The organism is Bacillus sp. FSL K6-3312 (assembly GCF_038007485.1).
Lineage (GTDB): Bacteria > Bacillota > Bacilli > Bacillales > Bacillaceae > Bacillus > Bacillus pumilus.
The window spans coordinates 1,327,179-1,348,373 of record NZ_JBBOXI010000001.1 but is presented as its reverse complement, the minus strand read 5'-3'; the positions used below and the strand labels follow the sequence as shown (position 1 = coordinate 1,348,373).

The 21,195-nt window shown below is 39.0% G+C and carries 15 protein-coding genes; 5 read left to right on the top strand and 10 right to left on the bottom strand.

The window, feature by feature from the left end; translation table 11 throughout:
- Positions 1-59: 59 nt before the first annotated feature.
- The 5 genes from MHI11_RS06705 to MHI11_RS06685 all read right to left on the bottom strand — a co-directional run bounded on the left by MHI11_RS06705 (position 60) and on the right by MHI11_RS06685 (position 10,489).
- Positions 60-296, bottom strand: coding sequence for a hypothetical protein (locus tag MHI11_RS06705; RefSeq protein ID WP_265208144.1), 237 nt, complete (start codon positions 294-296; stop codon positions 60-62).
- 84 nt (positions 297-380) lie between these two features.
- The gene (locus MHI11_RS06700) at positions 381-1,229 is read right to left on the bottom strand and encodes a hypothetical protein (protein WP_065098486.1); all 849 of its coding nucleotides are present in this window, start codon (positions 1,227-1,229) and stop codon (positions 381-383) included.
- Positions 1,230-1,241: 12 nt separating this feature from the next.
- Positions 1,242-8,246, bottom strand: a complete 7,005-nt coding sequence (locus MHI11_RS06695) for a DNRLRE domain-containing protein (RefSeq protein ID WP_340960731.1) — start codon at positions 8,244-8,246, stop codon at positions 1,242-1,244.
- Positions 8,247-8,412: 166 nt separating this feature from the next.
- Complete coding sequence (gene blaBPU, locus MHI11_RS06690) at positions 8,413-9,201, bottom strand: BPU family class D beta-lactamase (RefSeq protein WP_340960730.1); 789 nt, start codon at positions 9,199-9,201, stop codon at positions 8,413-8,415.
- A 124-nt stretch (positions 9,202-9,325) separates the two neighbouring features.
- Positions 9,326-10,489 carry an acyl-CoA dehydrogenase family protein gene (locus MHI11_RS06685; RefSeq protein ID WP_340960729.1) on the bottom strand — a complete coding sequence of 388 codons (1,164 nt, stop codon included), beginning with the start codon at positions 10,487-10,489 and terminating at the stop codon, positions 9,326-9,328.
- Positions 10,490-10,633: 144 nt separating this feature from the next.
- On the opposite strand from MHI11_RS06685, the gene MHI11_RS06680 reads away from it, so the two are divergent.
- The 4 genes from MHI11_RS06680 to MHI11_RS06665 are packed head-to-tail and all read left to right on the top strand — an operon-like array spanning position 10,634 to position 13,676.
- Entirely contained in the window at positions 10,634-11,398 is a 765-nt protein-coding gene (locus tag MHI11_RS06680; RefSeq protein ID WP_340960728.1) for an amino acid ABC transporter ATP-binding protein, read from the top strand.
- Positions 11,395-12,255, top strand: a complete 861-nt coding sequence (locus MHI11_RS06675) for an amino acid ABC transporter substrate-binding protein (RefSeq protein ID WP_340960727.1) — start codon at positions 11,395-11,397, stop codon at positions 12,253-12,255. The genes MHI11_RS06680 and MHI11_RS06675 overlap by 4 nt, the downstream gene beginning before the upstream one ends.
- Positions 12,252-12,950 carry an amino acid ABC transporter permease gene (locus tag MHI11_RS06670; RefSeq protein WP_106065648.1) on the top strand — a complete coding sequence of 233 codons (699 nt, stop codon included), beginning with the start codon at positions 12,252-12,254 and terminating at the stop codon, positions 12,948-12,950. Before MHI11_RS06675 ends, MHI11_RS06670 begins: the two co-directional genes overlap by 4 nt.
- A gap of 12 nt (positions 12,951-12,962) precedes the next feature.
- Positions 12,963-13,676, top strand: a complete 714-nt coding sequence (locus MHI11_RS06665; protein ID WP_340960726.1) for an amino acid ABC transporter permease — start codon at positions 12,963-12,965, stop codon at positions 13,674-13,676.
- Positions 13,677-13,832: 156 nt separating this feature from the next.
- On the opposite strand, the gene MHI11_RS06660 is transcribed toward MHI11_RS06665, so the two are convergent.
- The 5 genes from MHI11_RS06660 to MHI11_RS06640 all read right to left on the bottom strand — a co-directional run bounded on the left by MHI11_RS06660 (position 13,833) and on the right by MHI11_RS06640 (position 20,056).
- Positions 13,833-14,873, bottom strand: coding sequence for a 2,3-butanediol dehydrogenase (locus MHI11_RS06660; RefSeq protein WP_003216411.1), 1,041 nt, complete (start codon positions 14,871-14,873; stop codon positions 13,833-13,835).
- Between the two features lie 70 nt (positions 14,874-14,943).
- Entirely contained in the window at positions 14,944-16,164 is a 1,221-nt protein-coding gene (locus MHI11_RS06655; RefSeq protein WP_340960724.1) for an MFS transporter, read from the bottom strand.
- Positions 16,165-16,536: 372 nt separating this feature from the next.
- Positions 16,537-17,283, bottom strand: coding sequence for an SDR family oxidoreductase (locus tag MHI11_RS06650; protein WP_340960723.1), 747 nt, complete (start codon positions 17,281-17,283; stop codon positions 16,537-16,539).
- 167 nt (positions 17,284-17,450) lie between these two features.
- A complete protein-coding gene (locus MHI11_RS06645; RefSeq protein WP_340960722.1) occupies positions 17,451-18,608 on the bottom strand; it encodes an iron-containing alcohol dehydrogenase in 1,158 nt (385 codons plus the stop codon).
- Entirely contained in the window at positions 18,605-20,056 is a 1,452-nt protein-coding gene (locus MHI11_RS06640; protein ID WP_340960721.1) for an alanine/glycine:cation symporter family protein, read from the bottom strand. The genes MHI11_RS06645 and MHI11_RS06640 overlap by 4 nt, the downstream gene beginning before the upstream one ends.
- Positions 20,057-20,194: 138 nt before the next feature.
- On the opposite strand from MHI11_RS06640, the gene MHI11_RS06635 reads away from it, so the two are divergent.
- Positions 20,195-21,088, top strand: a complete 894-nt coding sequence (locus tag MHI11_RS06635) for a LysR family transcriptional regulator (protein WP_044139573.1) — start codon at positions 20,195-20,197, stop codon at positions 21,086-21,088.
- Positions 21,089-21,195 lie beyond the last annotated feature (107 nt).

Genomic DNA, 21,195 nt, shown 5'->3' with positions numbered 1-21,195 from the left:
TATACAATAACCTTGATCACCTTCTTCACCATCATGAAACTCTTCGCCATTTAGATAATCTACTGAAAAATATATGGATGAATGATAACCTGCTGTAAAACAATCTGAGACTTGAATTTCTCTCCCTCTAGATTTTTTTCCATATACGAATCGTCCAAATTCAGCATTGATCGTAAACCTAAATCTTTAAATTTTGCTTGTTTTTCTTTCACTAGATTCAGTGCGATATTTGATATCTCTTTTTCGATATCTGCGATAGATTCTTTGGTCAGCGTGTTTAATTTAACTTTCTTCAACTTTTCCTCCAGTATAAAACCCTCCCTAATTCCTAGAGAGGGTTTTAAATTTAATACTAAAAGTAATTCATGACATTCTTACTACTAAATTAATTTACTTCTATATAGCTTATTTTCTACCAAAATATAAAGATATTCTCCAACTACTTTGTAAGTAGGATCACACTGTGAGGGATCAATTCCATCTAAAAATAATTTCATAATAAACATTTCATCGTCAACTATTTTAAAAGCATACTGTTTATTTTCCATATTATTAAATAACAAGATTTGACTCTCAGAAACATATAGTTGGTCACAGTACCTGTATTCTTTTCTATCTAGGTGGTACATTTTCTTTTTTTGACATGACTGATTTTCAGGGTTTAAATCGTAAGAAAAAGTTGAAATAACAATTGTTTGCTCTTCTTCATAGCTAGTGTATAGTTCTGAACCTAGAGTTTGTATTGAAGAGCATTCATACATTATCCCTTTAAATTCTTCCTCAAATAACATTTCTCCTATAATTAAGTTAATACAGTAAATTCCTTTACCCTTAGGATTTAATTCATCAAATATCCCCTCTTCTGACATACCAATCCATAATAATCCATTCTCATCCAGATGAAATGTATTGACACCTAGTAAAAATGAACATATTTCTACCATATTATTTTGTTTTAAATCTAAAAAATTTATTTTACATATATAATCTTGTTCAAACACAATGACAATGGTATCGTTTATTTCTTGTATTAAATAAATATAGCTATCAGAATCAAGTTCATTTAATGATTTATTCATTATAATAATATGATCCTTGACTACTTGAAGTATTAGTTGATCATCAATAAGAAATACCTTATATATTTTCTCATCTCTTCCAACATTAAAATAAATTAGATCTTCTTTTGGAAAATCAATTACTTTCTCTGTAGTTATTTTACTTATCAATAATCTCAACTCCTAATATGGAAAGCTTGTTCTTAAAGTACCATCTTTTTGGACTACCACTCTAACTCTCTTTGTTTTTTTTCCTTTCCCATTGACACCAACATATTTTTTATAAGTTTTCTCATAAACTGTTGAGCCAGGTTTATTCCCAGCTCTAGCCTTTCCCGTCTTCAAGGTATCCCGTGTAGTTCTTTTTAATGTTTTATTACTTCTAAATTTTCCCTTATTTTTCTTTTTAGATTTTGCAGAGTGACCTGATTTGATATGGTCCCAATCAACACTCTTTACTTTTCGTTTTCCGCTACTTTTCGTAAAATTATAAGCCCTTTTCGCTCCCTTTAATTTTCCACCACCCAAAAATCCTGATACGGTTGCAGCCGCCACGCCTTTCCAATTTTTTCCTGATTTATGTGCTTTGTATCCATCATATGCCGCAAATCCTGCATTGACAACAAACCATACCCAATGGCCGTCTGGGTCCACATTCATGACTGGGTTGTTGTTTCCATAGGTATATCCGTTTTGATCTAGTGAATCTCCATCGCTTCCTGGGTCTGGGTCAAGTGATAAGAATACGCCGTTTTTTGGTTCATAGTATCGGGCGATTAAATAGTAAAGTCCTGTTTCTTCGTCGAAGCGGTAACCAGCATAGCGATATGGGTTTCCTTTTACTTCTTCATCTTCTTTTACTTTTGTTGGAACGCCCCATGTATCGTATTCGTACTCAGCGGCGATTTTTCCTGCACTATTTGTGATGGCTATGACATCACCGTGTGCATTGTAGTGATAGAAATATTTTTTCTCGTTTTGTGTGAATGCAAGGAGTTGTCCACTGTCACCGTATGTGTATAATTTTGTGACTTTGTTGTCTCCATCTGTTTCATATAAAACATTCAGGCTGTCGCCGTCATAAAAGTAATTGGTGACTTTTCCATTCACTGTTTTTTGAATTCTGTATCCACGCTCATCATATTTGTAAGTGACAAGTGGCTTGTCTTCGCCTTTTTTCGTGATGGCCGTTATGTTATCTTCTGCATCCCATTCATAAAGGAATTGTCCGTCAGACGTTCGGTTGCCATTTTTGTCATAAGTTAAAGTCTCATCATTTACCTTTGTCAGTTGGTTCATGATGTTGAATGATGCGTTGATTGTTTTTTTAGTGCCATTTTTTTCAGTCGTAACTGTTTTTCTGTTTCCAAACCCATCATATGTGTACTCAATGACCGTGCCATCTGGATGACTTTCTTTGATCAATTGATCTAATTTTCCATATTCATAACGAATCTTCCCGTTGCTTCCTTGATCAACCGTTATTCTGTTTCCATTTTGATCATATTCGTAAGCTTCGTTTAAGATCGTCGTGCCTTGGCTTGTTCCAATGTGCAAATCATTGATTAAGTTGCGCTCATCATAAGCAAAGCTAGCACCACTGCCGTTACCTGTAATAAAGGACTGGACATTTCCGTTTTCATCATAATCAAACGAATACGTAGAACTCGAATCCTTCATCTGCGTCATTTGATCAAGCTTATTATAACTGAATTGGTTCGTTCCTTTTTGATTTCCGTGTGTCCACTCAAAGTATTTCAGTTTATCTGAATTGGTTGGATACGTCCAAGTTTGGCTGCTGCTGCGCTCCGTTAACTTTGTGATGCGGTTTTGTTGGTCGAACGTTCTGTTTTTGGTTGTGTTTTGTTCTTTGTTGACAACCGTTGTTTCGTTCCCGTTTTTATCATAGCTAAAGTGATATTTTTCTGTCCCATTGTATGACTTGGATTTCACTCGGTCTGTTCCATCATACGTGAGAGACACTTCATGTCCATTAGCAGAAATGGTTTTGATTAAGTTGCTATTCGCATCATATTCACTTTTTAACACATTTCCTAATGGATCAATGGTTTTTGTCAATTTGCCCATAAGGTCGTATTCAAATTGATACGTCTGATCTGACTCTGCACGAATGGTTTTCGACTGTTCATTGCCCTCTTTATCATACGTTCTCACAATGGATGTCCCGTTAGACAAAGTGATTTTCTTCAGCTGATCAGCCTGGTCATATTCGAATGTTGTTTTTTCGCCTTTCGCGTCGGTTTCAGAAAGCTTTTTGCCCGTTTCGTCGTAGGTAGATTGAGATGAGTAACCAAGCTCATCCTCTTCTTTAACAGCATAGTTCCCTTTCTCGTCGTAAGTGGTTTTCGTTAAAAGACTACCTTCTACTAGACGGATATCATCAAACCAAACCGTTCCAGTCGCGCTTTTTTGGAAAACAATCTGAACGTCGACTTTTTTCAATGGTTTTGTTTTTGGTATGACAACCGCTGCTCGGTTCCACTCTTGTGTACCGGTTGGGAATTTCGCATTAAACGTTCCTGTTGTGCCATCTGTATACGTAACGGACGCTTGAAGTGAGTAGTCATTTTCATTTGAGACTTTGACATTTTCAGCCTTAGACATCCCAGTCAATGTGACATACACAGATTGATCATTTGCACTTTGTTCAATCGGTACAGATTGTTTATAGATGACATTCGCTTGAGATGAAGAGGTTCTTGTCATTTTTAACGAAACGTCATCGTTAAAGCCTTCTTCATTATCTAATGAACCACCTGACCCACTCCAGCTTGTTGTTTTATCCGTAAAGGAATTATTTTTGACTGGATTATAACTTGATGAAACTTCGCCTTTTTCTAGCTGAATCTCATCGAACCAAGCTTTTCCTTTTCCAGCCTTATCTCGATGATCCACTTCCATATAGATCACAGCTTTGCCTGCATGAGATGGCGTCGTAAACGTGACTTGGCGTTTTGTCCAATCGTTTTTGCCTGATAATGTGCTGTAGCCGTTGCTGATCCATTGAATTCGCTTGTTATTTGTATCTCTTAAATCAATGTTAAAAAATGCTCTTGCTTTCGTTAGCTCTGTCTTTATTTTTCCACTCAGTGTATACGTCGTACTTGGCTCTAGTATTACTTCTTGAGTAGCAGAAGAATAGCCAAGTTCTGTTCCTTCCGTTGTAGATTGTGAACTGATCTCTAACACTCGATTACCAGATAACACACCACTTTTTCCAGCTGTTTGCGCTAATTTCCCGTCATCCTTAGATGCTGTAAGCTTCCAGCCAGTTAGCGTATCTTCAAAACTGCCATTTTTCAATATACTCGCACCTGCAGCAAGTTCTTTACTCGTTTGTACCAAATTCCCGTACGAGTCATAAATGCTTGCTGAAGACATATTTCCACTTTGATCTGTCTCAGATACAGCATCTAATCCATCGTAGGCGATATCTGTAATATCCCCTTCTGTATCTTTCACTTTAGTGACATCATTATTTTTGTTATACTCGTAGGTTTCTGTCCCGTAAGCATCTTTCGCCTGAATGACGTTGCCATTTTTGTCATACGAATAGCTTTCTGTAGCTTTTCCTTTCTCTACATCATTTGGGTCAGTTTCTTCTACGATTTGGTTGCCTTCATATTTGGTTTTAGTGGTGATTTTAAGCCCTTCCGCATCATCTACAACTTGAATTGGATTGGCTGCTTCGTTATACGTATACTGTATTTTTCGCCCGTTTGGCTGCGTTAGCATGAGTGTCTTTTTAGATAAATCATATGCATACTCAAAGGTTTCTTTTTTTGCATTAATTGCCTTGACTAAACGATGATTTTCATATTGATATTCTGTAAAAACAGGCTGATCTTTTGTACTGTTTTGAGAGAATTGTTTAATCAATCTGCCTTCTTTATCGTATTCATATGAGATACTTGTTCCATCTGAATCTATGACTTTCGTTAGTAAACCTGCATCATACTCATATGAAAGCTTTTTCCCTTTTGGTCCTTGAACCGAGATGATATGACCATCTTCATCATAATCCATTGTTATTTTTCGGCCAGATGCATCTTCTATTGAAGTGAGCTGATTGTTTTCGTTATATTTGTATGTCGTTGTATTTTTATGTCCATCTACAACCTTGGTGATTTTCCCACCGTTTTTACTAAAGTGTGCAAAGGTTTGATCCTTCGTTTTTAACATGTATTCATCTTTTGATTCCGTTAATTCAAGGAAAATACCTGTTGGTGGTTGATACGTACCATCTGCTTTTTTTGTAAAAACATGAGTTGTGGCATCCTCATCAAGATAGATGGCACCTTCTTTTGTTGGCGTGATACTCGTTTCTACATCTGCGTACCACCCTTGACCAAACAGATGGTCAGCTGCATCTAAACTGTTGTAGGTGCGAGCAATTCCAAGTCCCGGTCCTCTTCCATCAATCGACATTTCTTCTTCACTGACAATGACATTACCAGTTGCACCATTAAGCTGACCGTCTGGTATATCAATAATCGACCAGTAATCCTCTGTTCCAAGAAATTCGGCCCCTTCATGGAATGTCGGGTTAAAGGCTGGTGTCGGAATGGTTTCTCCATTTGCATCGTAGGCGGAAAGGGTAAAGGAGTAGTTCTTGCGTCCTTTATAATTTCCATTCGCATTTTCATATACTGGTGATGGGTCTAGCGCTAATTCTCCGCCCTTTCCATCTGTATGAAGCACATATTTCCCACTTTTAACTTCAGTAGGAGTCGGCCAAATATTCTTGTTTTGTGTTGTCCAGTGATCGACATCACCCACATCAAATGATTGATATGCCTTACCATTATAGATGTTAATTTTATATCCTTTTGCACTTTTCACTTTGTCCCAATGTAAATTGAAATAACCTGTTTGGCTCTCTTTTGTATTGGTATAAGCATATCCAGATAAAGCTTTCGGTCTAGATAAATCAGGTAAAGTTGGTCCAGCTGGCGGTGAAGCAATAGCTTCTCCATCTTTATTGTAGGCAATCACTCTGAAGGAATAATGTTTTTGAGCCGCATCTCCTCCAGCATTTTTGTAAGTCGCACCAGGATGAATTGGAAGCTCCGCCCCTTTGCCATCTTTGAGGTGCAATGCATATTTACCTGCTTTGATCTCAGCAACTGTCGGCCATACTTTTTTCCCTTTTGTTGACCATGATGTTTGATTCCCAAGATCCAATGTCTCGTAGCTTTTCCCATTAAACATTTGTAATTTATAACCGGTCGCACCGGAAACTGAATTCCAAGAAAGATCAAAGTAACCTGTTGCGTTGTTATTATTGAAGCCTTTTGTACTAGGTGCTTTCGCTCTAGCTACATTTGGCACGACAGGTTTTACTTTTGCTGACATTGCGCCTTCACCTTGGTCAAAAATTGCACTTACAGCTACCCAATAATTTTTACTTGTCGCATAATTGCCGCCTGAGTTTTTGTAAACTGGAGAAGGATCAACTGCTAATTCAGTGCCACCTTTTCCATCTAAATGAAGTTTATATTTTTTAGCTGCAATCTCGCTTGCTGTCGGCCATATATTTTTTCCTTTTGTACTCCATGATGCTACATTTCCAACTGAAATGGCTTCATACTCTTTTCCGTTATATAGCCATACTTTATAGCCTTTAGCACCAGACACCTTTTTCCAACTTAAATTGAAGTAACCTGTTCCATTTCCATTACTAAAACCTTTTACAGTTGGTGCATTTGCCTGTGGAATGGTATACGTTACTTCAATGACTGGTTTTTTGGTTGAGTTTGTTGATGAGATCAGTTTTTTCCAATGGTCTTGTTTATTTCCATTCGCATGTAATTTAAATCCATAGTTGGCTGTTCCGCTATTCCAAGCTTTGATGGTCGATGTCACATCATAGCTCGCCCATTGTCCTTTATATACATTGGCTTTGCCGATGTTTTTGGAGCTTGGTTTATTGTTCCATGTTAGTTTTGTATGGTCATAGTTGGCATTCACTGTATCCAGCCAAAGACCAGTAGCCTTCGTCCCGTAATATGAATGAGCAACATATGTTTTAAGCGTCGCTTTTGTTACATTCATATTTTGAATCGGCTTGAATGAATTAAACTTCATAAACGCATAGTTTGTACCAGTTGTTTTATCGTAATAACCTGTTTTGAGTACATAACTTTTAAGTTTAGCATCCCATTTTTGCGTAGAGGATGAATAATTTGTTGTTGGGTACTTACTCATGATAAATGTGTCTGCTGACACAGATAAAGAAGTCGAAGGATCGATAGACACAGGATAAACTCGTTCAGGATCTTTGAGCCATTTTTCATCTGCTGTCACACGAAGTAAATAACCATCGTCTTCTTTTTCTAGTTTAAAGCTCACATCTTCTGAGCGAGCCACTTCACCTGACTTTTCATCTAAATTAGAATCCGTCATAAACGGTTTAGGGACTTGAAAAATGGTCCGTTTTTTCTGATCATAAAATGTAATAGAACCGTCTTCCTCAATTTCCCCAGTTAGATCAGTCTTTATTTTAAATGTAAATGAATTGTAGCCATCATATTGATTGAGTACAATATCTTCTTTGTTGTTTTCATTAAAGGTAAATGATCGTAAATCTATATTTGGAAATACCTCTTCATATGTAAGCTCGTTGGTGTTCTCTTTAAATTGTGCAGAGGTATCTTTGGAATTGATTTCTGATTTGTTTTTCCCTGAAGCGTTTAAAATTGAAAATTCAATTTGATGCTTCTTGTGTTCAAATGTTGCATATAGTCCTTGTTTCATTTGCTTTTGAAAAGTTGTTTCTAATTTCGCATTTTCTGTTTCTATTTCTTTTTTCGAGATCGTCTTTAATTCTGGAGAGATGTCCTCCCACTCAGCATCTGGAGCCTCTTTTATATGAATAGGATCAGGATAAACCTCTTGTGTAAATACACCCTCTCCTTCATAAAAAAGCTTGCTGTTTTCTGTTCTTTCTGAAAGAACTTCTCCATCCTTTCCAATTTCATTTTTGTCAATACCTGCCATTTCCAGAGCTTTTGAATTATCTAATTCTTCTAAGCTGTTATGACTTGATTTTGTATTTTTGTCATGTCCTTCTGCAAAAATATCAGTAGGAAACAATGATAAAATCATCACAAACGCTAGTAGTGCTGCAATATTTCTTTTCCAATTTACTTTTCTTTTTAGGTTCATATTAATCTCCTCATCATATATTTGTAACATTTGTAACATTACGCCATATATAATAATACATTCGAAATGATACTTCAATATATTTCTATAAATATATCATTCTTTCAAACTAAACCATATATCATCAACTTATCAATATATCCCCTTTTTCACATAAAAAAGCACCCTAAACGGATGCTTCAATCAAATGATATTTTTTCAAAATGCGATAGGTGATGTCTTTTGCTTCTATGCCGGTGCCTTCGATATTTGTGGCGAAGATGTAGGTTTTGTGTTCATGTTTGATAAAACCTACGTACCAGCCGATGCCTGATCCGGAGCCTGTTTTTCCGTAAAGGGTGGCGTGCTTCTCTTCTTCTTGTACCATCATTCGTTTGACTGTTCTCATGGTCTTTAGGTCAAATGGAAGAGTCTCTTCATATAGCTGTTTGAGGAAACGAACTTGTTCGATAGGAGAAATTCGCAGGGTACTGCTTAACCAAAATTGATCGATTCCACCAGATATGTCATTGTTCCCATAATGAATGGCCCTCACCCAACGAGTCATTCGTTCTTCTCCAATGTCACGTGCCATGGCTTGATAGTACCAGACGACTGAATCTCTCATGCCAGACCCTAATGTATGATCTCTATTCCAGTTGTCAATCTCTCTTTTTATGCCATCCCAATATTTGATGTCGTATTCATCCCTCACTGCGCCTGTTTGGAGTCCGATTAAGGCATTTGCTACCTTAAATGTCGATTGGGGCGCAAAGCGCTCTTTCGCTCTTTTTTTGTTATACACCCAAGGGGACTTTTCTTTTACTTCTTGAATCACAAACGTGCCTTCCCGATTTTTAAAGAATTCATCTACTGACCACGCTGGTGATCTTGCTTCAGTTGATGACGACTGGCTGATACAAAGTGCTATCAGCATGATGCCAGAAAACAGCCATTTTATATACTTTTTCTTCAAAACAATCGCTCCTTTTCTCATGATTGCCATGATTGTAGCATGCTGAAGCGATGGGACATAAGGTACGCTTGTCCTCTTTTCTTTCAAATAAAAAAAGCCGGTTTATCCGGCTTTTTGCTGTATATTAGCTCTCTTTTTTCTCTTGAATGGCCTGCTTCGCGATTTTTGATACCGTCATATCGTCCATTGGCGGGTTATGGAGCCCAGCACGAATATCTCGATAGTAACGCTGCAGTGGACAGTCTAGACTTAAGCTTTTCGCGCCGACTAAACGCATAGCTTTATCGACAACTTGCAAACTATGATTAACGACGGTATGCTTCACAGCACCAAATTCATTGATTAACAGCTCTCTTTTCTCTGGTTTTTCATACAATGTGGTCGTTGAGTAGATAACGTGGCGTGCTTGTTTTAATAGTAAGTCAATTTCACCAATCAGTGTTTGGACATTTGGCAGGTCACTAATTGTGCCGTTGATGCTATTCGGTGAATGGGTGATGGCATATTGAACAGCATAGTCTCTTGCTGCTTGTGCAATGCCTAAATAGCAGGACGGAATATGTGCAATCCAAGGATTTAGCGTACCACCCCGCGGCCCTTTTTGTACCTCAACCAGCATGTCATCTGAAACCTTCACCTGATCTAAGATTAAATCATGACTTTCAGTTCCTCTCATGCCCACAACATTCCACGTTTCTTCTATTGAAACACCTTCTGTGTCTCGATGAATTAAGAAGAATCCCATCGCCTCTTTTTCCTCGATCCATACGCCGACTAAAAAGTATGTAAGTGCTGGTGACATCGTTGTGAAAATTTTACATCCATTGATGATCCACTCATTACCTGATCTAGTGGCTGTTGTCCCAGGCTTCCCGCCTCTTGTTGGACTGCCTGTCTGCGCCTCGCTCACGGCACGGTTGACAAGGGCGCCCTTCTTCACTTCTTCCGCAAAGAATTGTAGCTGCTGCTCATTCCATTGTTTCTTTTCGTAAATTTCGCCTACAACCCCTTGGTGCCAGCCGATTGATAAGGCAGTCGCTCCGTCCATACTGCCAAGCGTCTCTTGAAACAGAACCATATCCTTCACAGATTGACCTCCGCCTCCGTATTCAGCAGGAAGAGACAACGTCGTATAGCCCATCTCTACTAATGACTCAATATTTTTTTCAGGAAAAAAAGCGCCTTCATCATGTTCTTTTGCCGTTTGTTCGATCGTTTCACGAAGAGATTCTAGTTGATGAAGCCATGTTTTTTGAAAATCGGTATCGACAAATAATGCTTTAGACAAAACGTATCCAACTCCTCTATATCTCACAATCTATCATATCTGATTTTTCCAATCGGAATAAATAAAACACACTTTACTTATAGGATTTAATGTGTTAAATTTTATCAATATTAAGTACATATGTCAAAGGAACGTGATGCTTTTATGATTTCAGCTACTAATCTACATAAATCTTATGGGCAGACCCATGTGTTAAAAGGCATTGATTTCACCGTACAAGAAGGTGAAGTAGTCGCCATTATTGGACCGAGCGGATCAGGAAAAACAACACTTCTTCGCAGCTTAAACAGCCTCGATATTCCAGACAAAGGTGAGCTGACGATTGGTGAAGCCACGATTCAATTTGAACGATATCATAAAAAAGATCTGCTAAAACTTAGGCAGCAATCTTCCATGGTGTTTCAGCATTATCACTTGTTTCAGAATAAACGAGCACTTGAAAATATTACAGAAGGATTGATCGTGTCTCAAAACATGTCTAAAAAAGAAGCAGAAAAGGTCGGAGAGCAATTTTTAACGCGGATTGGACTGCTTCATAAAAAGGATGCATTTCCGAGTGAATTATCCGGTGGTCAGCAGCAGCGAATTGGCATAGCCCGTGCACTTGCGATGAACCCTTCAGTGCTTTTGTTTGATGAACCTACGTCGGCACTGGACCCAGAGATGGTAGGAGAAATTCTTGAAATGATCAAAGATATTGCGAGCCAAGGGATGACAATGGTCATTGTGACGCATGAAATTTCTTTTGCAAAGGACGTGGCGGATACGGTGATCTTTATGGCAGATGGCGAAATCGTTGAAAAAGGCTCACCAGAAGACGTCCTATTGAAGCCACAGCATGAACGAACGAAACAATTTTTATCAAGAATTCATCGCGGCATGTGGCAAGAATCGGAGAAAGACAAATGAAACAAAAGACAGCATTCATGATGGCCGGTGTCCTTCTGTTTTTTCTCTCTCTGATGGGCTGCAGCAGTGTGAAAACCACGACAGAAGATGGTAGAAAAATTGTAAAAGTCGCACTGAGTGCAGAGGTCAATCCACCCTTTTTAGCAACAAATGACCGAAACGAACCGATTGGCTATAACATTGATTATTTAAATGAAGTGGAGAAAAGACTTCCTCACGTACATTTTGATTACATTTTTGGCGAGGAAGAATCGAATTTAATTGGTGTAGGCGCAGGGAAGTTTGAAATGGCGGCTAATTGGTTTTTTAGTAACCCTGAACGTGAAAAGCGTTTCCTTTACCCTAAGGTTCCGTATGGTTATTCGATGACAGGTTTAATTGTGAATGAATCAGATAAAGAGATTCGATCGCTTGATGATATGACATCTAAAAAGCTGGCCCCTGTCAGCCCTAGCGGAGGCTTGCGTTCGATATTAAATCAATATAATAAAGAGCATGATCCGGATATTCCGTTGACAACCATTGAAAGTCCTTCAAATGAACTCAACTTAAAGCGTGTTGAAAGCGGACGGTCCGATGCAGCATTTATGAACATTTCAACCTTTGATACCATTCAAAAGCATTTAAACCTAAAGGTCAAAGTTGGTGGCATTGTGTCAAAGGAGCCTATCTATTTTGTCTTACAGCCAAACGAGAAGCAGCTTGCAGAAGATTTGGACCGGATCACACAAGAGATGATTGATGATGGAACACTGCCTAAGCTTGCGAAAAAGTGGTTTGGGGTTGATTTCTTTCAAGGTATTGATGACATATCAGAGCAAGGCGATCAAAATGAAGAAAGGAATGAAGCGTCATGACGTTTACAGCTGGAGATTGGCTGAGCATCTTTTTACAGGTGCTTGAACGCTTGCCACTCACTTTTCTCATTATGATCGTGTCATTGTTTTTTGCCATCATCATCGGCTTGCTATTTGCATGTATTCGTATCAAGCAAATCCCAGTACTGAAGCAATTGGCTGTTATTTATTTATCTTTTACACGGAGTACACCTTTAATTGTTCAGCTTTTCTTGATTTATTTTGGACTGCCTCAGCTTTTGCTTGTGGCAGGGATTCAAATCAATCATTGGGATCGTGTGTTATTTGTGATGATGACGTTTTCTTTACATACGGGCGCTTATTTATCTGAAGTCTTTCGCAGTGCGTATTCATCTGTCGGGAAGGATCAGCTCGAGGCCGCCTACATTGTTGGGATGACAGATACACAGGCGTTGATTAGGATCATTATCCCGCAGGCCTTCCTCATTGCACTGCCGAACCTCGGAAATTACACCATTGATCTGGTGAAAGACACAGCGATTGCCTTTACAATCGGACTCATTGATATCATGGGACAGGTGAAGATCATTTTAGGAAATAACTACGGAATCGGTATGTTTGAGGTGTATGTGATCATTGCGATCGTGTATTGGCTTATCTGCATGAGTATTGAACTGATCACCATGCTGCTTGAAAGGAAATTTGTAAAAGGCCGCACCAGCCTGTCACGTTAAGGAGGCGATTTGATGCAAACCATCGATATTCAATTTGCGATTGACCAAGTACCTCATATTTTAAAAGGCGTTCCTTTTACCTTATTGATTGCACTCGTTTCCATGGCCGTAAGCCTGATGATTGGATCTGTTTTTGCTTTCATTCGTCTCTTTCGCATTCCTGTACTCAGGCAGCTTGTGACGCTCTATGTCTCCTTTTTTAGAGGAACACCTCTTATTGTTCAGTTGTTCGCTTTCTTTTATGGACTTCCTTTTGTTCTAACCAAAGTGAACGATACATTCGGGCTGACCTTTCATCCAGATATGGTCTCCCCATTAGCTGTTGCCCTTATTACATTCAGCCTCCATTCAGCCGCCCATTTAACAGAGGTTGTTCGGAGTGCACTTCTTGCGGTAGATAAAGGGCAGCTTGAAGCAGCAAAAATTGTGGGGATGACGACACGCCAAGCAATGATGCGCATTATTTTGCCACAGGCATTTGTGGTAGCCCTGCCGAACTTAGGCAATCAGCTCATTCAGTTATTAAAAGCTACATCTCTTTCGTTTACAATTGGTGTACTTGAAATTATGGGTATTTCCCGGATTATTGCAAATGATGGCTATCAGTTTTTAGAAACATACCTCGTATCTGCGTTGATCTATTGGCTGCTTAGCATTTTCTTTGAACTCGCTTTTGCTTTATTAGAGAAACGAGTCAGCGTGTACGGAAGATCTATTGGACGATAAAAAAGTCGATCAGGCACGAGAACCTGATCGACTTTTTTTGATCCATTTATTCACCTTTTTTTAAGTATGTTAAAGGAAATTGTCCTGCTCTTTCCATTGATTGATCACTATGAATAAAAAAGAGAATGGCTTTTGCCATTCCCCTTCGTTGTCTTACTATTCAGCACTAACTAAAATTTTCACTTGATCTTTTTCATTGATTAATGCATGGAAACCATCTTCAATCACATCATCCAACTTGATTTTCTTTGTGACGAGCGTATCAGCAGAGAAATAGCCTTTTCTCATTAAGTTTAATACAGATGGGAATACGTCTCTGTAGCCGATAATTCCTTTGACTGTACGTTCTTTAATGACAATGTCATTTGGCATAATTTCTGCGCCTTTTTCCCAAATACTCACAATGACTGTTTCACCTGAAATTCTAGTTGATTGGATTGCTTGCTTCAATACAACAGGTACACCTGTCACTTCAAAAGAAACATCGACGCCACCGTTTGTACGGCGTGCAATTTCTTGAACAACATCTTCATATTGAGAAGGATCAACAATGATCGCTCCAAGCTCTTTTGCTTTTTCTTGGCGTTCTTTAGATAATTCTACTGCGTAAATATCAGTAGCACCAGCTGCTTTTAATGCTTCAATAACAAGCAAGCCAATTGGTCCGCAACCAAACACAGCCGCTGTATCGCCAGCTTGTACTTTACTAGAACGAACCGCATATAAAGCAACTGCTGAAGGCTCTACAAGTGCCCCTTGCTCATATGAAATTTCGTCTGGTAATAAATGAAGTAATTCTTCATCGACAGATACATATTCAGAGAATCCACCGCCGCCTCCGGCAAGTCCTAAAAAGCCCATGTTTTCATCTAAGTTGTAAGCACCTTGATGTCCGTGAGTTGCAAAAATAGGCTCAACAACTACTCGATCGCCTACTTTATAATTGCTGACGTCTTCTCCTACTTCAACAACCTCACCAGAAAATTCATGTCCCAGTGTAATAGGGGCTTTTTCTTTTGTCAGTGGATGAGGTTCATTCACTGGAATGAAGATAGGTCCTCCTAGATATTCATGTAAATCACTACCACAAATGCCGCACCATTTTACTTTAAGTTTCACTTTTCCTGGAGCAACTTTTGGTTCATCAATTTCCTCTAGTCGAATGTCCTTTTGATCGTGCCAGCGTAGTGCTTTCATGTGTAAGACTCCTTTTCTCATCAATTTCATTAACTTACTTAAATAATCATAACATAATTTTTTTAATTTTCTAAGTAGGATGCACTATCTTTTTGCCAGTCAATGAACGAAAGATGACAAAACATAGCAATAAACAGACAAGAAGCATACATACACACCCGGTGACAACGGAGGTTCGGATTGATAAAACATGTGCAAGTCCACCAGAGAACCCTGTTATCATGATCGTCAGAATAGCTTCAATCAAAGCATAAAAACTGGCTACCCTCCCCATCACCTCTACCGGGATATTCGTTTGATAGAAAGTCATAAAACCTGTGTTCGCAAATGCTAAAAAGAATGCTAATATAAAAAATCCAACAGCGGCTATAAACAATGTGCTGGAAAAAGCATAAATGAGATAGCCACATGCCACAAACAAACTGCCAACCCCTAGCATGATCGAAACAGGCAGCTTCTCCACAATCACCGAATTGAGACCTGCCCCTGCGATAATGCCTGCCCCAGCTATACTCACAAGAAGACCATATTGTGTATCAGTTAGCAGCAGCACTTCTTTTGCAAAGGCTGTTTCAAGAGAGTCAATGGCAGTAGGAAGTACCGTGATAGCGGCACTAAATAATAAATACACCGCCATAACTTGGCGTGATGTCAAACTAAACCGAAGAACAAGCTTCGCATCCTCTTTTAACATCGAAAGAGAAAAGCGCTTTTTGTCAGCATCTTGTTTGAGCAAATTCGGTAAGCACATCGTTAATAGAGCAGATACAAACAAGCAGATCGCATTTATATAAATTGAAAAAACAGGTGTACCGATTAAAAAAAGCAGACCTGCTGCAGCGGGTCCAAGTAAAAATCCACCCGATTGTAATAATGAGCGAATGGCATTAAACCGTTTTCGGTTATTCGCCGGGATCAATCCTGTCATATAGACCATCGAAGCTGGATGAAACATCGCTTGTGCCATTTGAATAAGAAACACCATCACATACAGGGTAAGCAGATGTCCTGAAAGTAACGCAAAGGGTATACATCCGATCAAGATTGCCCGGCTGATATCTAAGCTGATCATCACTTTCCGCTGATTCAGCCTGTCAATCAAACTGCCAGACCAGCTGTTTGTCAAAAGAGCCGCAGCCGGTCTCAGCATATAGACGGCTGTTACAGCCAGCACAGAGCCCGTTTCTTGAAAAATGAGCAGATGGAGAGCAATCATATAAATCCATTCTCCTATGTTCGCAATTCCGATGGCTCCAAGCAACAAACTCATATCCCGCCAATGTTTTTTCATCACTTTTCCCCCTATTTGTCATAAAAAAATCCCGCCCCCAAGACATTTCTGTCTTGAGGACGGGATTTACTCCGCGTTGCCACCTCAGTTTATTCATCTGTTGCCAGATGAACCTTAGCAGGTCATCATGAACCCATCTCTGTAACGGGAGAATGTCGCTGCACCACCATCCGAAGGAATCCGGTGAAGAGCTAAGAGGCTTGGTTCCATCATGCTGCCCGGCTCCTTCTCAGCTTCACGGAGTTCTCTGTGCGGGACGGCTCATGATGTACTCTTCTCTATTTGCGCTGTGTCTTTATTTCATCACGATCTTCAGCTGAATTGTTACATATTGTACAGCGCCTTGATCAAAGCGTCAATGTTTTTTTCGAGTTAATCAGCATAGATCATCTTTCTCGTCATGCCGCCATCAACGACTAAATCTGTGCCGGTCACAAATTGATTATCATCGGTTAAATAAAAGCAAGCCTTCACAATATCCTTTGGCGTGCCGACTCGATTGGAAAGATGCTGCTTGTGGTCGATCTCTCGAAGATTCTCCTCATCCTTCGTTTCAATCCATCCAGGTGAAATGCTATTCACCGTGATATGATCCGGACTAAAAGAAGCCGCTAAGGCATGAGTCAGCGCCGATATTCCGCCTTTTGATGCAGCATATGCTTCTGTATTTGGCTCTGACATGGTCGCGCGGGTAGATGAAATGTTCACAATAGAACCGCCTTTTGGATTTTCTTTTATATAACGTGCTGCTTCTCTTGCACATAAAAAAGTCCCTCTTAGGTTCGTCTGTAACACACGATCCCACTCATCGACCGTTAATTCATAAGGCGATACTGTGCACATGACACCAGCATTATTAATGAGAATATCAATCGTTTTACAGCGCTCCACCGCAAACGACATTAAGTGTTGAATATCCGTTTCTTGCGTCACATCTGTTTTCTTAAAATAAGCTTCTAACGATTCTTTTTTTAGCTCTTCCTCCAATCGCTTCCCCTTCTCTTCATCTATATCTGCAAGCACCACTCGCGCTCCTTCTTTTGCATAGCCCCAGGCGATCATTTCACCAATTCCATTGGCTGCGCCTGTGATGACGACGGTTTTATTGTGAAAGTTCATCGTTTATCCAATCCTTTCTCCATCAGATGTTGTCGTCTATCATACCACTCATATATAGACGATACCTAGCCACATGAAACATAAAAGAACACCCTACAAGTGATAATGTCATGAGGAAGGTGTTCCTAGGGAACTCATTGATCATTCTATTTTTCTATATGGTGATTTTAAAAAGCAGCCTTTAAAATATCTAAGTAGTCGGCTTTCGTAACGGTACGAACATTGCTGGATGTAGAGCCGTTTTGTTCTGCTAATTCAGCCATTTTTTCAAAATCCTCTTCTTTAACATAAGATAAGTCTTTTAGTGCTGGAATACCTAAATTTTTTGTGAATATATACATGCCATCAATTAATTTTTGAATCGCCACATCATCTGAATCCGTTTTATCTGCAAAGCTCATTATTTTGGCAAGCTCTGCGTGTAATACCTTGTTTTCAACTGCATTGAATTGCATAACATAAGGCAAAAATACCGCGTTTGCGATACCATGAGGTGTATCATAAAGACTACCAAGTGCTTCTGCTAAGCAATGAACGGCTGCGACATCAGCTGAACCGAAGCATAAGCCGGCTAGTAAACTACCTTCTTGCATTTTGTATCTTGCTTCTATATCAGAGCCATCTTCATATGCTGCCGGTAAGTATTTTACAATTGTCTCCATTGCACTTGCACCCATTGCTTTTGAAATAGGATTTGTTACTTTACAACAATAGCCTTCAATAGCATGTACCAATGCATCTACACCTGTTGCGGCTGTTATGCCTTTTGGCACCGTCAATGTAAGAGCCGGATCTAAAATTGCAATGGTTGGCCGAAGCAAGGCATGTTTTAATGTGATTTTTTTATGTGAAGCAGCTAACGTAATGACAGATGAACGGGTCACCTCAGAGCCAGTACCAGCCGTTGTTGGGATACAAATTAATGGAGATAGATTAGCATACGCCTTCTTCCCTGATATATAATCTTCAGGAATGCCGCCATTTGGACCTAATAAAGCAATCGCTTTCGCTGTATCCATTGGACTTCCGCCACCAATCGCAATGACTGCTGATGCTTGTTCTTTTCTAAAGAGCTCTGCACCAGCTAGACATTCATTATCTCTAGGGTTTGGAGATACTTGATCAAATATAAAAACGGAATAACCGGCTTCCTGCAAATACGCTTCAATAGGCTGAACTAGCCCTGCGTTTCTCACACCAGAATCTGTCACAATCATCACTGTGGCGCCCGGCAATACAATATCCTCTACTATAGATCCAATTTCTTTTGATTGACCAGTCCCCATCATCATTTTTGTTTGGCAATGATATTCAAAATTCATCATGATTTTTCTACTCCTTCATTTAAGTTTGTTGAGTGAGCCGTTTGTTTTTCTGCTCCCCACCACTCTATTTCTTTTAAACCTGGAATGCTAGATGCATAAAAGACAGGATTTTTGCCTAACAGCCTTTGTTGAATATAATCATCTAAAGCGGCAAAAGCATATTTTCCTAGGATAGCAATTGCAATCAAATTGACGATTGCCATGATGGCCATTGACAAATCCGCCAAAGTCCAAACGATTTGTAAGTTGGCAACAGCGCCAAACATGATCATCATTAATACCATAATTCGATACATCAATAGCGCTGTTACACTGTTATGGATAAAACCGATATTGGCTTCACCATAATAGTAGCCACCTACAATAGAACTAAAAGCAAAAGTAAATATAGCAAATGCTAAAAAAATACTAGCCCAAGATCCAAAATGCTGTGCCATTGCGGCTTGTGTAATTTCGATACCAGATAATTCACCTGCTGTTTCTACTGTCGATAGCATAATAATAAAGGCTGTACAGCTACAAACAACTAATGTATCAAAAAACACACCTAATAATTGAACAAACCCTTGTTTTACTGGATGCGAAACATTAGCGGCAGCAGCGGCATTTGGAGCACTTCCCATTCCTGCTTCATTTGAAAAGAGACCACGTTTTACACCGTTCATTATCGCAGCACCAATCCCGCCTCCAACGATTTGCTCTAACCCAAATGCACTTTTCATAATACTTGCTAATGCTGCGGGTACAGCATCAATATTTGTGACAATCACATAAAGTGCTAAAATGATATAAAATGACGACATAATTGGCACAATGATTTGTGTAAAGTTAGCGATTCGCTTGACACCACCAAAAATAATGCAAGCTGTAAAAATTGTGACAAATAGCCCCATGGCAATCGGACTGATCCCAAATGAATACTGAAAGGCATTTGTAATTGTATTCGTTTGTACAGCGTTAAAAATTAAGCCGAAACTAAGAATAACAGAAAAGGCAAAAATCCTGCTTGGCCATTTCATTCCGAATTGCTTTTGAATATAGTAACCAGGACCTCCTTTAAATCCGTCATTTGTTCTCACCTTATAAATTTGAGCCAGTGTACTTTCGACAAATGCAGAGGCCCCTCCTAAAACGGCTGCAAACCACATCCAGAAAATAGCTCCAGGCCCACCAACAGTGATAGCAATTGCAACGCCTGCCATATTTCCAGTACCAATTCTTGTAGCAGCTCCAATAAAAAAAGCTTGCATAGATGAAATTTCATGACTTCCCTTTTTGGTTTTGGGTGCTTTTTCAAAAATAGAACGGAAAATCTCTTTTAGTAAGACAATTTGCATAAATTTCATTCTCACTGTAAAGTAGATTCCTATGCCGATTAACATGAATACTAAAATATATGTCCATAAAAAATCATTCACTGAATTGACAATCACTTCAAACAAAGCCATCTCCCCTTTGTGAATCTGAATATTTGAAATAACACAAATTGCAAGCGCTTACTTTTATGATAGTAAAAATGTTATGATCAATCTATAGAGGTTTTCTGATGATATCAATCGGCTCGTCCGATTTAGGGAGGTTTGAAGTTGGAAATCAAACAACTGATGATGTTCCAAACAGCATCAAAAGTATTAAACTTTACAAAAACTGCACAAATGCTTGGTTATGCTCAATCTAGCATCACAGCAAATATTGTGGCATTGGAAGAAGAGCTAGGAACCCCTCTATTTGAAAGGCTTGGAAAAAGGGTGATCTTAACAGAAGCTGGCAGACAATTTCAACATTATACGGATAAAATTTTAGGCTTAACAGGGGAAGCATTAGAGGCTGTTGGCGGGATGAATGAGCCAAGCGGCATTTTAAGAATATGTGCATCTGAAACACAATGCACCTACCGGCTTCCTCATATTTTAATGGACTTTCAAACAAAGTATCCTAAAGTCGAATTGATTTTCCGTCCAGGAATAGCGGAAAAGGATGTTTTAAATCTATTACTAGAAGGACAAATTGATGTCGCCTTATTATCCATGAATCCTGTAGTATCCTCGCATTTACTTGTAAAAGAATTAAAAGATGAACCGATGGCCATTGTATGCTGTCCAACAAATCCTTTGAGCAAAAAACAAAAAGTATATCCAATTGATTTAAACGAGCAAAGATTGTTGTTAACTGAAGACTGTGATTATCGATACGCCTTCGAACATTCGTTAACACAGGCGGGTGCAAAACCAAGAAGTAAGCTAGAATTAGCAGATGTAGAAGCCATAAAAAAATGTGTAATGGCTGGCTTAGGAATTGCTGTACTTCCCGAAATTTCTGTGAAAAGAGAAATTTCAGAAGGCAATATCATCAAAATCAATTGGATGGAACCCTGTTTCTCAACAAAAATTCAACTATTTTGGCATAAAAACAAATGGATGTCCCCTGCTTTAAAAGCATTTGTGGATTTAACAGAGGATTATATCCTTCTAAACGGGTAATATGAGCATTTTTCTATTTCTTTCATTGCCCGCCTCCAGAAAATACTGAAGAGTTATTGTATATAAAAGCCCTCTATAGCTATATAGAGGGGCTTAAGCTTTCTAAA

Excerpts from the sequence above, each read along its gene's own strand:
- MHI11_RS06650 (WP_340960723.1), bottom strand. The coding sequence starts at position 17,283 with ATGAACTTTCACAATAAAACCGTCGTCATCACAGGCGCAGCCAATGGA.
- MHI11_RS06680 (WP_340960728.1), top strand. The coding sequence starts at position 10,634 with ATGATTTCAGCTACTAATCTACATAAATCTTATGGGCAGACCCATGTG.
- MHI11_RS06660 (WP_003216411.1), bottom strand. The coding sequence starts at position 14,873 with ATGAAAGCACTACGCTGGCACGATCAAAAGGACATTCGACTAGAGGAA.
- MHI11_RS06695 (WP_340960731.1), bottom strand. The coding sequence starts at position 8,246 with ATGAACCTAAAAAGAAAAGTAAATTGGAAAAGAAATATTGCAGCACTA.
- MHI11_RS06670 (WP_106065648.1), top strand. The coding sequence starts at position 12,252 with ATGACGTTTACAGCTGGAGATTGGCTGAGCATCTTTTTACAGGTGCTT.
- MHI11_RS06655 (WP_340960724.1), bottom strand. The coding sequence starts at position 16,164 with ATGAAAAAACATTGGCGGGATATGAGTTTGTTGCTTGGAGCCATCGGA.
- MHI11_RS06645 (WP_340960722.1), bottom strand. The coding sequence starts at position 18,608 with ATGATGAATTTTGAATATCATTGCCAAACAAAAATGATGATGGGGACT.
- MHI11_RS06665 (WP_340960726.1), top strand. The coding sequence starts at position 12,963 with ATGCAAACCATCGATATTCAATTTGCGATTGACCAAGTACCTCATATT.
- MHI11_RS06640 (WP_340960721.1), bottom strand. The coding sequence starts at position 20,056 with ATGGCTTTGTTTGAAGTGATTGTCAATTCAGTGAATGATTTTTTATGG.
- MHI11_RS06675 (WP_340960727.1), top strand. The coding sequence starts at position 11,395 with ATGAAACAAAAGACAGCATTCATGATGGCCGGTGTCCTTCTGTTTTTT.